General features: G+C 35.6%; 16 protein-coding genes and 2 pseudogenes. 16 read left to right on the top strand and 2 right to left on the bottom strand.

Annotated features, from left to right (window positions below; translation table 11 throughout):
• The 5 genes from AC0IXC_RS20370 to AC0IXC_RS20350 all read left to right on the top strand — a co-directional run.
• A partial coding sequence (locus tag AC0IXC_RS20370; protein WP_471653203.1) for an MSCRAMM family protein occupies positions 1-2427 on the top strand: 2427 nt, incomplete at its 5' end.
• 801 nt (positions 2428-3228) lie between these two features.
• The gene (locus AC0IXC_RS20365; protein WP_471653202.1) at positions 3229-4176 is read left to right on the top strand and encodes a hypothetical protein; all 948 of its coding nucleotides are present in this window, start codon (positions 3229-3231) and stop codon (positions 4174-4176) included.
• A 247-nt stretch (positions 4177-4423) separates the two neighbouring features.
• Positions 4424-4720 carry a protoporphyrinogen oxidase gene (locus AC0IXC_RS20360; RefSeq protein ID WP_201051441.1) on the top strand — a complete coding sequence of 99 codons (297 nt, stop codon included), beginning with the start codon at positions 4424-4426 and terminating at the stop codon, positions 4718-4720.
• A gap of 74 nt (positions 4721-4794) precedes the next feature.
• The gene (locus AC0IXC_RS20355; RefSeq protein WP_002140736.1) at positions 4795-5271 is read left to right on the top strand and encodes a PH domain-containing protein; all 477 of its coding nucleotides are present in this window, start codon (positions 4795-4797) and stop codon (positions 5269-5271) included.
• On the top strand, positions 5264-6679 hold the full coding sequence (locus AC0IXC_RS20350) for a PH domain-containing protein (protein WP_033708876.1): 1416 nt from the start codon (positions 5264-5266) through the stop codon (positions 6677-6679). Before AC0IXC_RS20355 ends, AC0IXC_RS20350 begins: the two co-directional genes overlap by 8 nt.
• Positions 6680-6778: 99 nt before the next feature.
• Here the strand turns inward: AC0IXC_RS20350 and hmoB are convergent, their stop codons facing one another.
• Positions 6779-7282, bottom strand: coding sequence for a heme-degrading monooxygenase HmoB (gene hmoB, locus AC0IXC_RS20345; RefSeq protein WP_002011151.1), 504 nt, complete (start codon positions 7280-7282; stop codon positions 6779-6781).
• Between the two features lie 127 nt (positions 7283-7409).
• Here hmoB and AC0IXC_RS20340 point away from each other — a divergent pair, with 127 nt between their 5' ends.
• From AC0IXC_RS20340 to AC0IXC_RS20315, 6 genes are all read left to right on the top strand, one after another.
• A complete protein-coding gene (locus tag AC0IXC_RS20340; protein ID WP_305927165.1) occupies positions 7410-9527 on the top strand; it encodes a transglycosylase domain-containing protein in 2118 nt (705 codons plus the stop codon).
• A gap of 189 nt (positions 9528-9716) precedes the next feature.
• Positions 9717-10763: a uroporphyrinogen decarboxylase gene (gene hemE, locus AC0IXC_RS20335; RefSeq protein ID WP_002011155.1), complete on the top strand. Its 1047-nt coding sequence runs from the start codon at positions 9717-9719 to the stop codon at positions 10761-10763.
• Between the two features lie 14 nt (positions 10764-10777).
• A complete protein-coding gene (gene hemH / locus AC0IXC_RS20330) occupies positions 10778-11713 on the top strand; it encodes a ferrochelatase (RefSeq protein WP_002030249.1) in 936 nt (311 codons plus the stop codon).
• A gap of 19 nt (positions 11714-11732) precedes the next feature.
• The gene (hemY, locus tag AC0IXC_RS20325; RefSeq protein ID WP_002166194.1) at positions 11733-13154 is read left to right on the top strand and encodes a protoporphyrinogen oxidase; all 1422 of its coding nucleotides are present in this window, start codon (positions 11733-11735) and stop codon (positions 13152-13154) included.
• 217 nt (positions 13155-13371) lie between these two features.
• Entirely contained in the window at positions 13372-15738 is a 2367-nt protein-coding gene (locus AC0IXC_RS20320) for a DUF6359 domain-containing protein (protein ID WP_341086455.1), read from the top strand.
• 112 nt (positions 15739-15850) lie between these two features.
• Positions 15851-16150 carry a hypothetical protein gene (locus AC0IXC_RS20315; protein WP_033708875.1) on the top strand — a complete coding sequence of 100 codons (300 nt, stop codon included), beginning with the start codon at positions 15851-15853 and terminating at the stop codon, positions 16148-16150.
• Between the two features lie 113 nt (positions 16151-16263).
• Here AC0IXC_RS20315 and AC0IXC_RS20310 read toward each other — a convergent pair whose 3' ends face one another.
• Positions 16264-17118: a hypothetical protein gene (locus tag AC0IXC_RS20310; protein WP_078204856.1), complete on the bottom strand. Its 855-nt coding sequence runs from the start codon at positions 17116-17118 to the stop codon at positions 16264-16266.
• A 229-nt stretch (positions 17119-17347) separates the two neighbouring features.
• On the opposite strand from AC0IXC_RS20310, the gene AC0IXC_RS20305 reads away from it, so the two are divergent.
• The 5 genes and pseudogenes from AC0IXC_RS20305 (at position 17348) to AC0IXC_RS20285 (ending at position 22737) form a co-directional block, all read left to right on the top strand.
• On the top strand, positions 17348-17749 hold the full coding sequence (locus tag AC0IXC_RS20305) for a BlaI/MecI/CopY family transcriptional regulator (protein WP_064476877.1): 402 nt from the start codon (positions 17348-17350) through the stop codon (positions 17747-17749).
• Between the two features lie 2 nt (positions 17750-17751).
• The gene (locus AC0IXC_RS20300) at positions 17752-19689 is read left to right on the top strand and encodes a M56 family metallopeptidase (protein WP_471653201.1); all 1938 of its coding nucleotides are present in this window, start codon (positions 17752-17754) and stop codon (positions 19687-19689) included.
• A 272-nt stretch (positions 19690-19961) separates the two neighbouring features.
• Positions 19962-20534, top strand: coding sequence for a TetR/AcrR family transcriptional regulator (locus AC0IXC_RS20295; protein WP_000963368.1), 573 nt, complete (start codon positions 19962-19964; stop codon positions 20532-20534).
• 205 nt (positions 20535-20739) lie between these two features.
• A pseudogene (locus tag AC0IXC_RS20290) lies at positions 20740-20964 on the top strand (YhgE/Pip domain-containing protein); the annotation flags it as partial.
• A gap of 641 nt (positions 20965-21605) precedes the next feature.
• Positions 21606-22737, top strand: a pseudogene (locus AC0IXC_RS20285) (RNA-guided endonuclease InsQ/TnpB family protein).
• Positions 22738-22800 lie beyond the last annotated feature (63 nt).

Genomic DNA, 22800 nt, shown 5'->3' with positions numbered 1-22800 from the left:
AAGTACAAATTAGTAGAAAAAGCAGGCTTACCAGGATACAAAAAATTAACAGAACCAGTATCATTCGAAATTAAAAAAGGTATGACGACAGTCCTATCAATGAAAGTAGAAAATGAGCAGTTAGATAAAGGCTCAGTAGAAATTACAAAAGTAGATAAAGACAGCCAAAAAGTATTAGCGGGCGTAGTCTTTGAAGTACAAGACGAAATTGGCAAAGTAGTAACAAAAGTAACAACAGATAAGGAAGGAAAAGCAAACGTTTCAGACTTATCTGTAGGAAAGTACAAATTAGTAGAGAAAGAAAGCTTACCAGGTTACAAAAAGTTAGCAGAACCAGTATCATTTGAAATTACAAAAGGTATGACAGAAGTTCTATCATTAAAAATAGAAAATGAAATGGTAGATACGGGAAATGTAGAGATAACGAAGATAGATAAAGATAATAAGGTATCGTTAGCAGGTGTAGTCTTCGAAGTTCAAGACGAAACTGGCAAAGTAGTAACAAGAGTAACAACAGATAAGGAAGGAAAAGCAAACGTTTCAGACTTATCTGTAGGAAAGTACAAGCTGGTAGAAGTAGAGAGCTTACCAGGATACAAAAAATTAGAAAAGCCGGTACCATTTGAAATTAAAAAAGGTATGACAAAATCTCTAGGGTTCACTGTAGAAAACGAAATGGTGGATACGGGGAATGTTGAAATCACAAAAATAGACAAAGATAGTAAAGCACCATTAGAAGGTATCGTATTTGAAGTACGTGATTCAAAAGGTAAAGTAGTTACTAAAGTAACAACGGATAAAGATGGAAAAGCAAATGTTTCAGATTTATCTATTGGAAAGTATGAGTTGGTAGAAGTAGAAACACCAGCAGGATACAAACCGCTAGAAAAACCAATTTCATTCGAAATTGAAAAAGGTAGAGTTACAGCATTACAATTAACTGTAGAAAATGAATTAGTGGATACAGGAAATGTAGAAATTACAAAAGTAGACAAAGAAAATAAAGATGCTTTAGCTGATGCCGTATTTGAGATTCAAGACGAAGCAGGACAAGTAGTCGCTAAAATAACGACAGATAAAAAAGGGCACGCACAGGTTACTAATTTATCAGTTGGAACATACAAGTTGGTAGAGGTAAATGCACCAAAAGGATATAAGCAATTAGTAGATCCTATTACTTTCCAAATTGAAAAAGGTATGACAAAATCTCTTACTTTAACAGTAGAAAACGAAATGTTAGACAAGGGAAATGTAGAAATTACAAAAGTAGATAAAGAGAGCCAAAAAGCATTAGCAGGCGTAGTTTTTGAAGTGCAAGATGAGCAAGGCAAAGTAGTAACAGAAGTAACGACAGATAAAGAAGGAAAAGCGACAATTTCAGATTTATCTGTAGGAAAGTACAAATTAGTAGAGAAAGAAAGCTTACCAGGTTACAAGAAGTTAACAGAACCAGTATCATTTGAAATTACAAAAGGTATGACAGAAGTCCTATCGTTGAAAGTGGAGAATGAGCAGTTAGATAAAGGTTCAGTAGAAATTACAAAAGTAGATAAAGACAGTCAAAAAGCATTAGTAGGCGTAGTCTTCGAAGTGCAAGATGAGCAAGGCAAAGTAGTAACAGAAGTAACGACAGATAAAGAAGGAAAAGCAACAATTTCAGATTTATCTGTAGGAAAGTACAAATTAGTAGAGAAGGAAAACTTACCAGGATACAAAAAATTAACAGAACCAGTATCATTCGAAATTACAAAAGGTATGACGAAAGTTTTATCATTGAAAGTAGAGAATGAACAGTTAGATAAAGGTTCAGTGGAAATTACAAAAATGGCTGCTGAAAGCAAGAATATATTATCAGGAGCTGTGTTTGAAGTTCATGATGAAAAAGGTAAAGTAGTAGCGAGAGTAACAACAGATAAAGAAGGAAAAGCAAAAGTCTCAGATCTATCTGTAGGTAACTATACACTTGTAGAAGTAGAAGCACCAAAAGGATATGAAAAATTAACTAATCCAATTCCATTTGAAATCACAAAAGGAATGATAAATTCAGTTCAATTAGAAGTATTAAACGAATTGAGTCATTTAGCACCACCAGGTCCAGAAAAACCAGATCCAGAGAAACCGGAAAAACCAGATCCAGAAAAACCGGAAACAACAGATCCAGAGAAGCCTGGAACAACAGATCCAGAAAAACCGGAAACAACAGATCCAGAGAAGCCTGGAACAACAGATCCAGAAAAACCGGAAACAACAGATCCAGAGAAGCCTGGAACAACAGATCCAGAGAAACCTGGAACAACGAATCCAGAGAAACCTGAAAAAGAATTACCGAAGACAGGGCAGAAAATGCCTGTGGAACCATATATGGGAGCACTTCTTGTAATGATGAGTTTTGGATTACTCGTATTAGGTAGAAAACAGCAAAGATAATAAAAGTGAAAAGGTATCCTCAAAGTATTTGAGGATACCTTTTTTATCTTTATTTGGCATAAAAAAAGCATCTAGCAAAAGAATTAGCTGCAAATAAAAAACACAAGGGAAGATAAATGTCTTCCCGCTTCACGAATGTGCTTATTTCAAAAAAAGTATAAAAACTAGCTTTATTATATATATTTGATGTGTAAAGGTATGGAAGGAAAAGTTTATACGTTTTCGTAGTGTTTTGTTGAAAAAAGAGCAATCTATGTAATTAATTTTAATGATTTAGGAAATAAGTCCCGTTCTTAAAGCGTTTGAAGAGCGATAGTCCAATAGTAGGTGGGAGATGAAATTAGGGTTGGAATCTTATTGGATCTTAAAATGTAGAGGGGGAAAATAATGTAAAAAAAACTATTGTATGTTTAAAAACCTTATGTTACATTTGTGTTACAAGAGAGTTACGAATCGTGACTTTTGTTACGGTTTGTTTTCTGTTGTTTTTCGGTATGTTACAGATTATAGTTTGTATTCCAATTAGCTGAGAATGTTTAAAGCTGAAGAAATAGCAAACTATAAACGAAAAATGATTTTTCTATGTGTATAAGAGTGTGTGTAGTAAAGATTCTGAGTAAGGGCTTTATTAAAATTCCTTTCTGTCTTAAAAGAAGAAGAAAACCAACTACCAACTATTTAGGAGTTTTAAGTAATGATAGTAAATGAAATGTACAGTACATAGTTACTTTCAGTCTAATTACTACACAGACTTTTATACATATGATGTTATTGTTTTAGTTATATATAGGGGGAGAGAAAATGAGAAAGTTATTAGCGGTAATTGGACTTACGTTTTTAATGCTAGCTGGATGTAGTAATGGGGATTTTGACAAAGCAATGGATGAAGGGAAGACCGCGTTAACGAATAAAGAATATAAAAATGCTTTATCATCATTTGAACGAGCACTAGATGAGAAAAAAGATGATGCAGATGCAAAAGTGCTTGTAGAACAAACGAAAGTAATGATTGAAGCAGTGAAGTTAAAAGAAGAAACAAAGGTAGAAGAATCGATCAAGTCATTTGAAAAAGTAGAGAGCATGAAGAATGGAAGTAATGCGCTTATAAAACAAGCAAAGGAAGAACGAACAGCATTAGTAGCGATCTTAGAACAAAAAAAGAATTATAGCGAGCAACTGGCAAAAAGTGAAGAGTTAATAAGTAAGAAAAATTATACAGAAGCGAAAGAGATATTAAATAAGCTAGTTTCAGAAACAAAAGATAACAAGAACCTTGAAGAATATAATAAAAAGGCTTTAGGATTAATCACTAAAATTGGTGAAGAGGAAAAAACTGCAAAGAGTGTAACGACAGCAGCGAAGGCACAAAAAAATGATGCAGTAACGAGTCAAAAGGCAGAGACAGAAAAAAATCAAAAGGCAGAGACAGAAAAAAATCAAAAGGCAGTAACAGAAAAGAACCAAAAAACAGAGACAGAAAAGAATCAGAAGGTAGTAACAGAAAAGAACCAAAAAGTAGAGATAGAAAAGAATCAAGATGCATTTACTTTTGAGAAAGCTAAAGAATATATCAAAAAAGAATATAAAGAAGAATATAATTACACGCTAGAGGATACGCAAGTAGAAAATGGAAAGAAATATTATCAAATTAGAGTGCGTACGACATATAAAATAGAAGGTGCAGCTGGAGCAGGATTTACTGGAGTATTCAAGGTGTTCGAAGATGGTACAATTGTTGAAATGCACTAAATTGATGAAAAAGGTATCCTCAAAGTATTTGAGGGTACCTTTTTAGCATAAAAAAAAGCATCTAGCAAAAGTACTAGATGCAAATAAAAACACAAGGGAAGATAAATGTCTTCCCGTTTCCCGTAAGTAATTATATCAAAAAAATTATAAAAAACTAGCTTTATTTTTAATATAATGAATGTGTGAGGCTATGAAAGTAAAAGATTACACTATTTTCATAGTGTTTTATTAAAAAGGAGTTGTATAAATGATTAATTTCAAGCCAGAAAATTTAAACCAACTATTAAAAGTGACGCTTATAAGTGCGAATAAGTCTTATGATACGATTAAAGAGTATGAATTTACGGGAGAAGCAGTAGTATTCCGTGTAGACTTCGAATATATTGACGTTTCTCTAATGATTATAGATATGTTAGGAAGAACTGCTTCTAAATTTAACATTTTGCCATACGCTCGCCCTAATACGAATGAGATAGATTACATTCAGTTTCAGGTGTATTCCATTAATGAAGGGAATTTTAAAGAAATGCTCGACACAATGTAAGGAACTATAATTTTACAAAACTGTATATAACAACTAATATATAATTAATAAATTCATATAATTGGAGTGATGAGATGCAGCCGTTAGAGAGGGAGATTCATTCTAATATGCTGAAAGTGTGGAGAATTCATGCTTTAATTGGGGCGGCGGTTATACTAGCAGTCGTAATTGCGTATTTCTTTTTTATGATTAACTTTAACTGGTGGGGCTGGTTGTTTGGATTGTTAGTGACAGGAGCAGTTATATACGTACCACTCGACTATTTTGTATTTCCAAATTTACGTCAACGTTATTATAGTTACAGATTAAATGAAGAAGAGATTGAGATTCAAAAGGGAATGTTCGTTGTGAAGCGCGTACTTATTCCGATGATTCGTGTGCAGCACGTAACGATTGAGCAAGGACCGATTATGAGAAAGTATAATTTAGCAGAATTACATATTTCAACAGCGGCAACTTCTCATAGTATTCCAGGCTTAACGAAAGAAGAAGCAGAGCAGCTGAAAAGACAAATTGGAGAGCTTGCGAAAGTGAGTGATGAGGGTGTATAAGAGGCAACATCCGATCACGATATTGTTAGGTATTCGAATTGCGACTTTGTTGCCTTTTATTTTTCTTGTTTTATTTCGTTCAGATGGTGAAGTAAAACCTTGGTATTTCTTACATCTTGTTCTTTTGTTTGTATTATTTATTATGGCTATTTTTTCAGCTGTAAAATGGTATTTCAAAGTATACTGGGTTGTAAATAATATTGTACATATTAAACACGGTGTTTTTGTGAAGAAGGAAAGTTATTTAAATAAAGACCGTGTGCAAAACATTAGTACATCTTCTAATGTCATTTATCAAATGCTTGGGCTTACGAAATTAAATATAGAAGTAGCGGGCGGCGGTAGTGAGCCGGAAGTGATGTTAGCTGGTATTAAAGAAGATGAAGCGAAGGAACTGATTGCCTTATTAAATAAAAAAAGAAGCGCTGCGAGTGAAGAAGTACCCATGGCAGAAGAAAGTAAGACGATTTATCAGTTAACGATGAAAGAGATTTTAGTAGCTTCCATTACGTCTGGTAGATTCGGATTAGTGTTTTCTGGATTACTTCTTATTTACACAGAGTTTAATCAATTTCTTCCAGAATGGCTCATAAATAAAGTGGAAGCGTATGTGATGGATAACGGTGTATATGAATTAATCGTTATGGCCGCGATTTTAATGGCGGTTTCGTGGGTCGTTTCGACAGCTGGTTATGCGCTAAAATATGCGAACTTTAAAATAGAGCGAAACAGAAATGAAATTCGTATTGTGCAAGGGTTATTTGATAAGAAAGAGTTTGTCTTAAAGCTCCACCGCATTCAAGCAATTACTGTGAAAGAAGGAATTCTCCGCCAGCCTTTCGGTTATTGCTCTGTCGAAGTGGAAGTCATTCAAAGTATAGAAGCGGCAGGGAATGAAGTGATGTTACATCCTTTTATGAAGAAAAAAGATGTACAGCAGCTACTTGCCTATTTACAGTTGCCATATGAAATAGAAGAGGAAATCGTTCATTTACCGAAGGCTGCATTACGCCGTTACGTCGTAATGGGCTGGATTACAAGTGCTGTGCTCGCTGTGCCAATCGCTGGTGCGAGTATATATTTTAAACAACATACTGCGTTGTTCGTTCTTATACCGCTATTTATTGTATTTACAATACTTGCATACGCTAGATATAAAAGTGGTGGATATATGATACGAGACAATCAGTTAGTAATGGTGCACCGAGGTCTCGCGAAATATACAGGGATCATGCGAAGAAGGCATGTTCAAGTAGTAGGATATAATCAGTCGCATTTTCAAAAGAAAGATGAGTTATGTACAGCTGCTGTAGCGGTGGCGGGACATGGTTATGAAGTGAAGCATATGCGAAAAGAAGACGCGCTTCGCATATATAATTGGTACAAAGAAAAAGGAAACACCGTGTAATGGTGTTTCCTTTTTGTGTGTCGTCATTTGTCGATAAGTCGATATATTCGAAAAATCGCTAATATAATTTCATGTACCGAGGTCTCTAAACTCAGAAACTTAAACTAACACATCAAAAGTAGTCACGAACGACGGGCGCGAGAAAATGCTTTTTTGTTGTTCTGCATGTGGATGCGCCTGAGCCTGAGCTTGTCCCTCTGCTTGTGCAGGGCGTTTTTTATGAGCGTTTTCGAATGAACGTGATTCTGTCCAGTCTTTAAAGTTTTGCTCAGTTTCCCACATCGTTAAGATGACATATGTATCATTACTTAATGGGCGAAGAACACGGATTGCTTGGAAGCCAGGCTCATTTTCGATTAGACCAGCACGGTTTTTAAAACGGTTTTCAAATACAGGGCGACCTTCGTCTGTTACAGAAATGTTGTTACAAACGATGTAGCCAGATTGTCCTTTAAATTCTCCAACAGCGTCTAATACGTCATACTGAAGTGTCGATTCTACAGATTCTTCAGTATTTTCTTTATAAAACATATCTTTTTCGTTATTTTTTGCAGTGAAATGTGCTTGTTCTAGAGGTGTTTCGTATGAAATAATAGCCTTCATTTTAATGCCCCCTTTATGGTTTGTCTCTATTATATCAATTCTCTTAAAAAACTTCGAAGATTATATACATAAAGATACTTCTTTTTCAAATAATAAATGTACCATCATTTGGAAAGAAGGCCGATGTATGAAGAAAGCAAAGTGGACTTTATTAGGCGGGGTAGCAACGTTCGTAGTAGCGATTGTACTCTATAAACTTATTGTGTTAACTGGTGGCTATATGATGGATGAAAAGCAGCTTGTTTTCCACTCTTCATCACGTATCGTTGACCAGAAAGGAAAAGAAATTACGAAGTTATATGTAGAAAATAGAGAGCTCGTGCCGATTGAAGAAATTCCAAAGTACGTGCAGCAAGCATTTATTGCTGTGGAAGATTCTCGTTTTTATGAGCATCAAGGAATTGATTACCCTTCTATATTTCGGGCGCTTTATAAAGACGCGTTAGCTGGAGAGAAGGTAGAAGGCGGTAGTACGATTACGCAGCAACTAGCTAAAAATGTCTTTTTAACTCGCGAAAAAACATTTACGCGTAAATTGAAAGAGGTCGCAATTTCTCTTCAATTAGAGCAAAAATATACGAAGCAGCAAATTCTTGAAATGTATATGAACCATATTTATTTCGGTCATGGGGCATATGGTATTCAAGCGGCAGCAAAGTTGTATTTTAATAAAAATGTAGAAGATTTAACAGTGGAAGAGGGAGCTATGCTTGCAGGGCTTCCGAAAGCGCCAAATGGCTATTCACCGTACTTATCCCTAGAAAAGAGTAAAGGGCGCCGTGATCTTGTTTTGTCACTTATGCATAAACAAGGCTATTTAACAGCGGAAGATAGTGTTCGTTACCAAGGGAAAACAATCGCTCTTTATAAAAATTCAGATGAACGTGAACTCGCATATATGCCGTATATCGATATGGTTATAGATGAAGCGGCGCGTTTATATGGTTTATCGCATCAAGAAGTACTGCGCGGAGGATATACGTTTGTCGTACCGATGGATGAAAAAGTTCAAAAGGTAGCATATAACCAGTTTCAAGATGCGAGAAATTTCCCTGGTAAAGAAAGCGGGGCGCAAGGTGCATTTTTATTAATGGATAATCAGACTGGCGGAATTAAAGCCGCGATTGGCGGAAGAGAGTATGTTCCGAGAGGGCTTAATCGCGTTTTTGCAAAGCGGCAGCCTGGTTCTGTTTTAAAGCCGCTTATCGTATATGGACCTGCACTTGAGACGAAGAAATATAATCCATATTCTTTATTAACGAATGAAAAAAGTTCGTTTGAAGGTTATGAACCTCGAAATTATAATCATGAGTATACGAAAGAGATGACGATGTACGATGCGGTATTAGAATCAGCAAATGTGCCAGCTGTATCTTTATTAAATGAATTAGGGGTAGATGAGGGAAAGCAATATTTAGAGAAAGGGAATGTTCATATTGCAGACTCAGGTTTAAGCACAGCACTTGGCGGGCTGAAAAATGGTGTGTCTCCATTTGATCTTGTCAAAATGTACCGATCTTTTTTAGCAAACGGGAATATTATCGAACCGCACGTTATCGATAAAGTATTAAATAGACACGGGGCGGTCATTGGAGAATCATCAAAAGCTGAAACGAAAGTCTTTTCGAAGCAAACGGCATGGTATATGACAAAGATGCTTGAAGGAGTTGTGAAAGAAGGTACGGCGAAAGCTGGCGTATATAATGGAGCTTTAGCTGGAAAAACAGGCACAACTTCATTGCCGAATGATGACAATGGTGCGCGTGATATGTGGTTCGTTGGATATACACCGAATTTAGTAGGTGCAGTTTGGATTGGCTATGACCGCACCGATAAAGAGCATCAATTACAAGATGGAAATGCATCTGCAACGATGTTATTTAAAAAGATTTTAACGAAAGCAAATATACAAGATAAAGCGAGTTTTCATAGGCCAAAAGGTGTTGAAACAATTGGACTGCCAATTCGTTTAGATAAGATTCAAAACGTGGAAGCAAAACTAGCATTTAGTCCTTTCGGTTTATTTGCAATGAAACTAAGCTGGACGCCGCTTCCTGATGAGCGAATTATGTATCGGATTTATAAAGTTGAAAAAGGAATTCATACTCACGTTGGAACGGCAAAAGGAACGGGGAAATATGAGGAGAAGTTTATTAATATATTCTCAAAACCAAGTTTTTACGTTGTACCATATAACACACAAACGAACCGTGAAGGAGAAAAGTCAAAAGTAGCTAAACCGTAGTTTTTCTCTGTGCTATAATAAGAATGTTGTGAAAATAGTAAACGTTTTTACGAACGTTTGTGTCAATTTAATGAACAACGTACATAATGTTATGCATTTTGTTTTTACAAGCTGTATAGTAAAAAAAGATAAATATCGGAATAGAGCATATTTAAAGAAAAAGCATTGGTAAGGAAGGGAGCTAGGGTCTTGGTAAGAACTATAAATGAGACATTTTTAAAAGCATGTAGGGGGGAACGTACAGAGTATGTACCAGCATGGTATATGCGTCAAGCAGGTCGTTCACAGCCGGAATATAGAAAGATAAAAGAGAAATATTCTTTATTTGAAATTACACATAATCCAGAGTTGTGCGCTTACGTTACAAAGTTGCCAGTTGATCAATATAACGTAGACGCAGCAATTCTTTATAAAGATATAATGTCACCACTACCTGCAATTGGTGTTGATGTGGAAATTAAATCTGGCATTGGTCCAGTTATCGATAGTCCAATCCGTTCTTTACAAGACGTAGAAAAATTAGGGGAAATCAATCCAGAAGATGACGTACCTTACATACTAGATACAATTCGTTTATTAACGACAGAAATGTTAGATGTACCGTTAATCGGTTTTTCAGGAGCTCCATTTACGTTAGCGAGCTATATGATTGAAGGCGGTCCTTCTCGTAACTATCATAATACGAAAGCGTTTATGTATGCAGAGCCGAAAGCTTGGTTCGCTTTAATGGATAAGCTTGCAGATATGGTTATTACATATTTAAAAGCGCAAATTAACGCAGGAGTAAAAGCGGTTCAAATTTTCGATTCTTGGGTTGGAGCAGTAAATGTAGCGGATTACCGTATATTTATTAAACCAGCGATGGAGCGTATTTTTGCAGAAGTTCGCCCGATGGGTGTTCCAATGATTATGCACGGCGTAGGTGCTGCACATTTAGTGAATGAATGGCACGACTTACCGCTTGATGTAGTAGGTTTAGATTGGCGCTTACCGATTGAAGAAGCACGCGCACGTGGTGTTCACAAGGCGGTACAAGGAAATATGGATCCTTCATTCTTATTAGCACCTTGGCCTGTTATTGAAGAACATGTAAAAGGTATTTTAGATCAAGGGATGAAGCAGCCAGGTTATATCTTTAACTTAGGTCACGGCGTATTCCCAGAAGTAAATCCAGATACATTAAAACGCTTAACTACATTTATTCATGAGTACTCTAAAGAACAGTTAGCGAAGTAAAGGAGATTGTCTGTATGAAAAAGAAAATTGGTTTGCTTGTAATGGCATACGGAACGCCATATAAAGAAGAAGATATTGAACGTTACTATACACATATTCGCAGAGGAAGAAAGCCAAGTCCTGAAATGCTAGAAGATTTAACAGAGCGTTACCGTGCAATTGGTGGTATTTCTCCTTTAGCTACTATTACATTAGAGCAAGCTAAAAAGTTAGAGACACGTTTAAATGAAATACAAGATGAAGTAGAGTACCACATGTATCTTGGTTTAAAACATATTGAACCGTTCATTGAAGATGCAGTACAAGCTATGCATAAAGATGGAATAGAAGATGCAATTGCACTCGTTCTTGCCCCTCACTATTCTACTTTTAGCGTGAAGTCTTATGTAGGACGAGCGCAAGAAGAAGCAGAAAAACTTGGAAACTTAACAATTCACGGCATCGATAGCTGGTATAAAGAACCGAAATTTATTCAGTATTGGGTCGATGCAGTGAAAGGTATATATAACGGTATGTCAGAAGCAGAACGTGAAAAAGCAGTGTTAATCGTATCTGCACATAGCTTACCAGAAAAAATTATCGCACTCGGCGATCCATACCCGGATCAATTAAACGAAACAGCTGACTATATTGCACGTGGTGCTGAAGTAGCAAATTATGCAGTTGGCTGGCAAAGTGCCGGAAATACACCAGATCCTTGGATTGGTCCAGATGTACAAGATTTAACGAGAGAATTAAATGAAAAGTACGGCTACAATTCATTCGTATATGCACCAGTTGGATTTGTTGCGGAACATTTAGAAGTTTTATATGACAATGACTTTGAGTGTAAAGTGGTAACGGATGAAATTGGCGCGAAATATTATCGTCCAGAAATGCCAAACGCATCGGACGCATTTATCGACTGTTTAGCAGATGTTGTATTAAAGAAAAAAGAATCTGTAATGTAAGTAGAAAGGGGGAGCTTACTTGAGGAAAAAAGTTGTGATCATCGGCGGTGGCATCACAGGATTGACAACAATGTATAACTTACAAAAAGAAATTCGTGAAAAAAACTTGCCGATAGATGCATTGCTTATAGAAGCGTCTGGTAAACTTGGCGGGAAAATTCAAACCGTTCAAAAAGATGGATTTACAATTGAACGCGGTCCTGATTCTTTCTTAGCAAGAAAAGAGAGCGCAGCTAAATTAGTGAAAGAATTAGGACTTGATGCTGAACTTGTAAATAATAAGGCTGGTCAATCGTTCGTTCTCGTAAACAATCGGTTACATAAAATGCCGAGCGGTTCAATGATGGGAATTCCAACGCAAATTACGCCGTTTCTATTTTCCGGATTGTTCTCCCCAATTGGTAAACTAAGAGCTGGTTTTGACTTATTAATGCCTAGATCAAAACCAGTTTCTGATCAATCACTCGGGCAGTTTTTCAGGCATCGCCTTGGAAATGAAGTCGTTGAAAATTTAATTGAGCCATTATTATCTGGTATTTATGCAGGGGATATTGATGAAATGAGTTTAATGTCAACATTCCCTCAAATTTATCAAATTGAACAGGAGCACCGTAGTATTTCACTCGGTATGCGTACGCTAGCTCCAAAGCAAGAGAAGGCTGAATTGAAAAAAGGAATATTTAAAACTGTGAAAACCGGTTTAGAATCTATAGTAGAATCTCTTGAAACGAAGATTCCTAATGATATGGTAATGAAGGGAACTCGTATCGAAAAGGTTGCAAAACTTGGTGATAGTTATACGATTACGCTTAGTAACGGAAAAGAAATGGAAGTAGACGCGATTGTAGTTGCGACGCCGCATAAAGTATTGCCATCTATGTTTGCGCAGTATAAGCAGTTTCGTTTCTTCCGTAACATTCCGTCTACATCAGTTGCAAACGTGGCACTTGCTTTCCCAAAGTCTGCAATTCAGCGTGATATTGATGGTACCGGATTTGTCGTATCAAGAAATAGTGATTATACAATTACAGCGTGTACGTGGACACATAAAAAATGGCCACATACAACGCCAGAAGGAAAAACGCTTCTTCGCTGTTACGTCGGACGCCCAGGTGATGAAGCGATTGTTGAACAAACTGACGAAGAAATTGTGCAGCTCGTACTCGAAGACTTACAAAAGACAATGGATATTACAGAGGATCCAGAGTTTACAATTGTAAGCCGCTGGAAAGAAGCGATGCCTCAATATACAGTAGGCCATAAAGAGCGAATGAAAAAGCTCACAACATTTATGGAGGAAGAATTGCCAGGTGTGTATTTGGCAGGTAGTTCTTACGCTGGTTCTGGTCTTCCAGCTTGTATTGAGCAAGGTGAGTTAGCGGCGAAACGTGTGTTATTTCATTTAGAGAAAGTAATGGAGACTAAATTAGTCGCACATTAAAATATTTCAAACAAAACGCCTTCAATTATATTGAAGGCGTTTTGTTTATTGGATAAAATACCTTTAGTCAATAAAGCTATATAAGTTATTTTGTATTATAGTTTGAAAACTTGTAAATTAAATAAATTTTGTGTAAAACTTGTCGAAATATAGTTCTATATAACGAATCATTTGATATGATAGAAATGTTGAGAAAATATGAAATAGGGAGAGGGAAATGGCTGTGAAGAAATTATTAAGTGTCTTTTTATCATTATTGCTATTGCTTTCATTTACTGGAACTTTAGCGCAGGCGGAAGAAACTACTTCTATGTCAGTAGAGAAAGCAATTCAAGTATTTAAGCAGCAAGGGAAAACGAAGGGGATAGTGGAAGGATATATCGTTGGGTATACGCAAAGTCCTTCTAAATACACGAAAGATCCGGCTAAGTTTGACGACACAAACGTGGCAATTGCCGATTCGCCAAACGAAACAAATCCAGACAAGATCATGCCTGTTCAATTGCCAAAAGGTGATGTGAGGACGGCTGTAAACGTGAAAGATCATCCTGAAAATATCGGGAAGAAAGTTAGGTTGACAGGGACGCTTGAGTTATATTTCGGTAGCCCAGGTTTAAAATCAGTAACAGCTCATAAGTTTCAAGGAGAAGAACAAAACCGCGTTAGCGATGTAGTGGCATCACCAAATGGTGGGGAAGTTGCAAAAGGAACAGCAGTAACATTAACAACGAATACAGAAGGAGCAACAATCTACTATACGTTAGATGGCTCTAATCCTACAAACAAGAGTGTTCGTTATAACAGACAAATTGTAGTGAATGAAAATAGTGTGATTAAAGCAATTGCAGAGAAAGAAGGGCTTACTTCTTCAGCGATTTCAACATTTTCATTTATTATCGTAAATAATGAACCAGTTCGTATTCATGATATTCAAGGGAAATCACATATTTCTCCTTACAATGGGAAGAAATTAAACAATGTGGAGGGCGTTGTCACAGCGCTTGATAAAAATGGTTTTTATATAGAAGATAATCAGTCGGATAATGATCCAGCTACTTCTGAAGGTATTTACGTATACAAAAAAGATGCGAATGTAGCAGTAGGAGATCTTGTCCAAGTTGATGGAGAAGTAGAAGAATATGTTGGACCTGGATATGCAGAGCGATTTGAAACAGACTTAACGACGACGGAAATTAAGGCGAGTCGCGTTGCTGTAATCGCAAAAGATCAACCTTTACCAGCGCCGATTGTATTAGGAGAAAACGGTGTGAAAATCCCTGATCAAATTATCGATAATGATGCATTCGGTCTATTTGATCCAAATGAAGATGCAATCGACTTTTATGAAAGTGTAGAAGGTATGCGCGTTACGATGCCAACACCAAAAATTATCGCTCCGCAGAAAAACGGTAATTTATATGTAACAGTAAAAAATGGCGGAGATAAAGTAGTAACGAAGTATGGTACACCTTTATTAGATAAAGAGCAATTAAATCCAGAGCGCCTTTCTGTAAAAGTACCTCGTGATTATGTCGCGAAAGTAGGCGATACGTTCACTGGAGATATAACAGGCGTAGTAGGATATGACTACGGTTCGTTCCGCATTTCGCCAGTAACGGAATTACCATCTGTAGTGGACGGCGGATTTAAGCAAGTAGGGGCAAATATTCAGCCGCGTCTTGATAAGTTAACAGTTGCTACATATAACATTGAAAACTTCTCAGCGAACAAAAAAGAAACAACAGATGAAAAAGTGAAAGCGTTAGCTTATTCTATTAAATATAATTTAAAAATGCCTGATATTATCGGTGTACAAGAGATGCAAGATAATAATGGAGCAATCAATGACGGTACGACTGATGCATCTTTAAGCGCAAAACGTATCATTGATGCTGTATTAGAAATTCGTGGACCGAAGTATGAGTATGTAGAAATTGCGCCGAACAACAATCAAGACGGCGGGGCACCTGGAGCGAATATTCGCGTCGGTTTCTTCTATAACCCATCTCGTGTGAAATTAGCGACAGTACCGAAGTTACTAGATAAAAATGTAGTTCGTATTGGAGACGAAAATCCTTTATTTGAAAGTACACGTAAACCGTTAGCGGCAGAATTTACATTCCAAGGACAAAACGTTGTTGTCATTTCAAATCACTTAAACTCAAAACTAGGAGATGCAACGCCATTTGGAAAAGTGCAGCCGCTCGTATTAAAGAGTGAAGAAAAACGAGTTCAATTAGCACAAGAAGTGAATCATTTCGTACAAGGTATTCAAGAAAAGAATACAAATGCACCAGTTGTTGTATTAGGTGATATGAATGACTTTGAATTCTCTAAACCTTTAGAAGCACTAGAGGGAACGATATTAAAAGATATGTTAAACACAGTGCCGAAAGAGAACCGCTACACGTACATTCATGAAGGTAACGCACAAGTGCTAGATCATATTTTAGTAACGAATAACATCGCACCGCACACAATTGTAGACCCAGTACACTTAAACTCAAACATTATGAAAGAACATGGACGTGTAAGTGACCACGATCCAGTACTTGTTCAAATTGATTTGAAGAAGGCTTCTTAAATAGTCGAGAAAGAACGCTTAGAAATATACTAAGCGTTCTTTTACATTATTAGGAATTCTTATGATAAAATAGATTGAATATTCATTCTTCAATGCGGGGAGGTGTAGACATATGGTAGCCCGAATAAACGGGAAATTAATGAATCAGCTTGCAATTTTTTTTAGCATAATCGTCATGCTTCAATTTGTAGCCGATATAACAGGGCTTACACAGAATCTAGATAGTATGTATTACTTAATAAATACCGCAACTTCCTATATAACGTTTAGTTTGGCGGTTATTTTTACTTTAATCGGTGCAAGAAGAGAATTAAGTAAATATGCAATTATTTTATTATGTTCAGTTGTAGGTATTAAAGCGATTTATTTTGCGGCGATCGTTATTTTATGGGGATTGGCAGGTACGCCGTAAAGGGGAGAGGATTATATGAGTATTGAAAATATAAGATTGATAAATGTAAATGATAATAAGAGCGTAATTCTCTAAGCTAACTTAGGGAATTACGCTCTTATTCGTTCAATTATTTAGTCCGAAATTGCTTGAAACGCTTTTCTACACCGATCTCTTTTTTGCAGTCTTCTTCTATATTTTTTTCTATCCCGCTTTACTCCTTGTATATACATAAATAAGCTAACGAGAAGGAAGAAAGCACATTGCATCGTTAAAATGTACGGTGACATGCCTTGCAATGGTTGTTTCGGATCATATAAATGAATAGGTGCTCCGCCTATTGAAGGGAATATTGTATTTAGCAGGACGTAAGGAATGGAGGCAACTGCAAATGGAAAGAGAATTGCCATATAGTCCTTTTGTGACCATACAGATGCAGCAAGTCCTAAAAGAGCCATTAAACCTGCAAATAAAAAATTAATTCCGATATATACAGTAATGTAAGTGAGAGGCGCATCGAAATATAGGTTTGCGAACATTCCATCAGCATTTATGATGCCTGAACCAATCGTAGGTGTTCCGTCTGGAATGGTTAATTTGCAAAATAATAACGATAAGATGAATGGAAATGTATAAAGAAATCCTCCGCAAAAAAACGTAACGATATATTTCATTAATGAATAAGGAAATATAGAAATTCCCTTACTCACAAACGGTTTAAAACCATCTGACTTATCCGAATTGTAACTTGTACTAAAGGGGAAACTCGCAATAACTGGCATTAATAATAAATAAACATCCATTTCATTGTCGCGAAATCCGATCCATTTTATATCTGTTGAAATAGGTCCACTCGCTGCGTCTCCTAAATAACGAATTACATAGTAATAGTGATAAATACAAATAAGAACGAATCCACTAAACATAATAATTAAAGAAATACGACTACAAAAAGCTTGCTTTATATTTAAACGAAGCGCACGCATCATGACTGAAAAAGCCTCCACTATTTTGATAAACTTGTCTATTTTCTATATTACTATTAAATGTAAAGATTTTCTTGTTTTTTTATTTGATTATTTGAAAAAAGGGAATTTCGTTGTCGTTAAGTAAGGTTTAACGGAAATTATATTTTCTAAAATATGGTTGACAATTTAGTATTACATTTGTAATCTTAATTGTAGATTACAAATGTAATACTAAGGAGTGAAATATACTATGACAAATCAATTACCTAAAATATCTGAAGCGGAATTAGAAATTATGAAAGTGCTTTGGTCTAACTCTCCACAAACAGCGAATGAAATTATAGAAGTACTAGAAGATGAAATGGACTGGAAACCGAAAACAATCCGTACATTAATTAATCGGTTAGTACAAAAGGAAGCCGTTTCTTATCATCAAGATAAAGGGCGTATGTATGCTTATTATCCGTTAGTATCACAAGATAATTATTTGCAAGTTGAAACAAAATCTTTGCTAAAGCGTTTTTGCGGCGCAGCGTTTAAGCCATTACTTGTTAATTTTTTAAAAGAGGAAAAATTGTCTTCAGAAGATATTAATGAACTGAAACGCATTTTAGATGAGAAGACAGAGGAGAACAAGAGGAAGGATAGATAACAATGATAGACACGCTTATAAATGTATACCTTCCTCATTTATTTGATTGGCTTATAGAAACGTCACTTATGGCTAGCATATTAGTTGGATTTATTTTATGTATAAAAGTACTATTTAGAAATAAATTAACGCCCCGGTGGCAATATATGCTGTGGATCGTACTAATGATACGACTTCTTTTACCGTGGTCACCAGATAGCTCTTATAGTATTTATTCATTACTTTCCTATAGTTCTAGTGTATCGGAAGTTATTCCAAAAAATATGCCGCCTACTGAGAGTATAGTGAACATAGAAACCAATCATACAGTGGAATTGGAATCAAATTCTGAAACTGTGACAAAAAATGGTGAACCTGAAGTAAACGCGAGTGCGGAACAACAGACTACATTTTCTTTATACAAACTTGCTCTATATGTTTGGCTAGCTGGGGTAATCGTATTAGCAGTCATAACGTTTATTACAAATAGACGTTTATATTCTTACATAAAGAAACAAGCGGATATTACGGATGAACAGGTCGTTACAGTGTTTAATCGCTGTAAGCGGTCTATGAAAATGAAGAAGGCAGTTTCATTACGTCTAGCAGGAAAGATTGCGAGCCCAACTGTTTTCAGTTTCTTTCGTCCGAAAGTATTACTATCAAAAAAACATATGAAAGTATTAAATGAGCAACAATTACAATATGTCTTTTACCATGAGTTAGCTCATATTAAGAGAAACGACGTAGCTGTAAATTGGATTATGTACAGTTTGCTCCTATTAAATTGGTTCAATCCGATTCTTTGGTATGCCTATTTCTGTATGCGAGAAGATCAAGAATTAGCCTGTGATGCATATGCGCTTACTTTTATAGATAAAGAGGAGCAAATTGCATACGGTCATACAATTATTACGCTTTTAGAACATTATTCCTATCAAGCACCAAGCCTAGCAAATTTAAGTAGAAATAAACGAACATTAAAAAGGAGAATCGTTATGATTAAAAAGTTCCAAAAGAAATCGTATCGTCTTTCTTTACTTGGAATCATTGCTATAGCAGCTATAGCAGGGGGATTCTTATTGAATGCAACGATAACTGAGGGAGATGAAAGACAGAAAGAAAAGGTTGTAGAAAAAAAGCAATCTAAAGCAGCATTTGAAAAAGCGATAGAAACAGTATTAGGTACACCAGAGAATGCAAGTAGAGAATGGGGTATGTCAATAAAGTCATATAAAAGGGATACAGATTTTTTGTATTTGGCAGAAAAGAATTTTACAAAAGAAGAATTTGAACAATATATTCAATTATTTAAGGAAGCTAAAGAAATTCATAAAAAAGCAATGGTTAAGAAAAAAGTGCCTGAGAATTATGATGGAGATACAAAGGAATTTAAACGTGAACGCTTGAATAAAACGGATCAAGAAAGACTAGCTATTATTGAGAAGAAATTAATTCCACTTTCGGAAAAGGTGGAGAAGTCTTTAACATATACTGTGGAAGAAGCGAAAGATCATGTACCATTTCAAATTAAGCAGCCGACTTATATAACTGAAGGTTATGAGTTAAAAAGAGAATGGGCTGACTCATATTTTGGAAGAGATGTAGAATTAGTTATTAAATCAGAATATACAAAAGGGAAATATGGTTTTACAATTTATCAGTCAAGAATGTATGTAGGTGGTAATAAGGATCCACTACACTACATGATGCCTGGAGAAGATAATCTAGAAAGTTATAGTTTAGACGGGAAAGGAATGGTCTATAATAAATCTTCTCATGGAGAGGGTAAGTTAAAAGGTGTCAAAATGTTTGTACCAGCACAAGGTAAGAATAGTGAGTATCAAATTGTTATAGTGAATGATATTTTTACAAGAGGTACAAAGATATACGAAGAGATAATCGATGATGAGCTAACTAAGAAAGAGATGGAGAAAATATTACTTTCTATGTCAAAATAAAAGACAGTGTTCTTAAACTTTTGGTTTTAAGAACACTGTCTATTTAATTAGATTTTTAGTGTGATTTAGCCAGCAATTATTATGAATATATTCTTGCTTTCCATACAAGTATACTTTTTGATACACTATGGACAGTATGATATAACTTGACTGGAATTTTTCATACTGGAAATAATAAAAAAGAGAACTTGTATAGAATGTAAGCGTGTGGTAATATCAAAGATGTACTGATTGACTATATTATCCAATTGGTCATTTTTGGAGGTGACGATGTGGCGATAGATCGAAAACGTTCTATTATTGAAGCTGCAACAAAGTCTTTTTCAGCGTTCGGTTATAAGGCGACGACGATGGATCAAGTTGCGAAGTTAGCGAATGTAGGAAAAGGAACGATTTATACTTTTTTCAAAAATAAAGAAGAGCTATTTGGTGAAATTATTTCTAATTTAATTACAGAGATGAAGCAAGTTGCAGAAAATGCGATTCGTTCAGATATTTCATTTTTTGAAAATGTACATAGAGCATTATATAGCATATTAGAATTTAGAAAAGAACATCAGCTCATGATTAAATTAATTCAAGAAGAGCGCGATATGGGAACGAAAGAAGTACAAGAAGTGATGCAACAAGTAGATGTGGAAATCGTTTCTGTTATTCAATCGTATTTAGAAATTGCGATTGAAAAGGGTGAAATTAGCAAATGTGATCCAGAAATTACAGCGTTTATTATGCTTCGCCTATACGTATCGCTTATTTTTGATTGGGAAAAAAATCATGAACCGTTAGAAAAAGAAAAAATATCGGAATTATTCGAACTTTATTTACTAAAAGGATTGTCAAATTAAGATAATCCTTTTAATATTATAAAAAATGACTAATTGAACAAATTGGTCAATCGTATAAGGAGGATGGTTAAATATAATCATGTAGATGAAAATGTGCATAGTATAAATTCGGGGATAAGGCATATGTATGAACAGATATAGCCTTTTTATTTGGGTAAAAATGACTAAAAATACATTTTGGTCATTTTTAAAAGGGGGATAAATTATGAAATGGCATAAGTTGCTTAGTAAAGAATTTGCAGAGATTATAAAAAGTAAAAAAATATTAATCCCAATCATTGCGGTTTTATTTGTACCGATTTTATATGCGGGTATGTTTTTATGGGCCTTTTGGGATCCGTATGAACAGCTAGATGACTTGCCAGTTGCGGTAGTCAATTTAGATAAAGGTGCAGAACTTGATGGGAAACCAATTGAGGTCGGAAAAGGGTAATTAACTGTTACGATTTATTTAACCAATTAAAACTAAAGTTAATTAAATATATCAGTAAGCCCTGCTAGTCAAGTGATTGGCTAGTAGTGAGGGTTAACTGCGGGCAATCCCTAAAGCTGATTGAACTACAACGTGGCTAGAAATGGTGAGCGTGAATGTCGCGAAAGCAGAAAAAATCAATCAGATGGTGCAAGGTTAAATCCTAAACACTAGAACAATGGGTCTTCCGCCTCGAATCATCTAAGTCAAAATGGATAAGATGAACGTTCAACGACTATCTCGTATAACTGACGAGAGTACATCACAAGCCTATGGTGGTGGAAAAATCCTCTATCTCTAAGTAGATAAACATATAGTCTGCGCTCATGTGAAAACATGAGAAGTTCATAAGAGAACTGGCTAAGGAATTGCGCCCTTAGTTGAACAAGATAAATTTTATTGAATCTATCAAACTTTATTGAATTCATCGAACGTACGTTCTATGTTTGGTTCAATGAGGTGAGAATAATAATGAAATTTTCACGAGTTAGTCAAGTATCGGAATTAACAGGTTTGTATCCTGGTAGTCTCAGGAGAATGCTGGTGGAACACGCTACTATTCAGAAGAACAAATCTTTCATTAAAGAAGTTAAATTCTGATGATATTAGCGAAGAAAGTCAGACTGATTCCAACGCCTGAACAAGAAAAAGTGCTTAGAAACCATGCTGGAGCTGCAAGATTTGCTTATAACTATTGTAAAAGAATGAGTGATAGATACTATAAGCTATTTGGAAAATCTGTTTCACAGTTAGCTTTACAGAAACGATTTACAAAGATCAAGAAGCGAAAGCAATATGAGTGGTTAAAAAATATCAACGCACAAGTTCCCAAACAGGCTTCAAAAGATTTTGACAAGGCGCGAAAAAATTCGTTCGAAAAGTACCAAAATGGTTATCACACTTCTTATAAATCCAAAAAAGATTTAATCCAAGGATTTTATGCCAATTATGAAAGACTGATTATAGGAAAGAAAGTAGTTCATATTCAGTCTATTGGAGAAGTGAAAACAAGCCAACAACTACCAAGAAACAAAAAGCCATCCAATCCAAGAGTTACATTTGATGGTCGTCACTGGTGGATTAGTGTAGGGTTCCAAGAAGACTTTGAATTACAAGAGCTAACCAATGAGTCGATTGGTGTGGATGTTGGTTTAAAAGAGCTGTTTGTGGCTTCTAATGGTATGAAAGAACGAAATATAAATAAAGATGCTAAGGTTAAAAAACTTTTGAAAAGGAAAAAGTCAGCGCAAAGAGATATGTCTAGGAGATTTAAAAAAGGTGTAAAAATTCAATCTGCCGGATATGAAAAAGCTAAAGCGGAGCACCTGCGGTTATCTAGGGAAATTACGAATATCCGAAATAACCATATCCATCAAGCAACAGCAAAATTGGTGAAAACCAAACCAATGAAAATTGTTGTGGAAGACTTACCTATCTCAAACCTGTTAAAAAACAAAAAAACTATCGAAAGCATTTTCATTTCAAAAATTAAACTTCTTCTTTCAATGTTTGTCATACAAGTGTGAGAAATATGGCATCGAGTATGTAAAAGCTGATAAATGGTTCGTCTCAAGCAAGATTTGCTCATGTTGCGGCGTTAAATACGACCATTTAGTTCAACTAGAAGGACAGTGGAGTTTAAAGATTCGTGAATGGAACTGTGTTGGGTGCAATAGCCATCACGATAGGGATGTAAATGCTGCGATAAATTTATCAAGATGGGTAAAATAAATGCTTGATAATAGGAGGTAACGATACTGCCTCGTGTGGAGTGTTATACCCCTCGTCCCTTTG

It is taken from the genome of Bacillus sp. AC266 (genome assembly GCF_979253805.1).
Note: the sequence above shows the minus strand (reverse complement) of the source record. Positions and strands in the feature narration are given on the sequence as shown.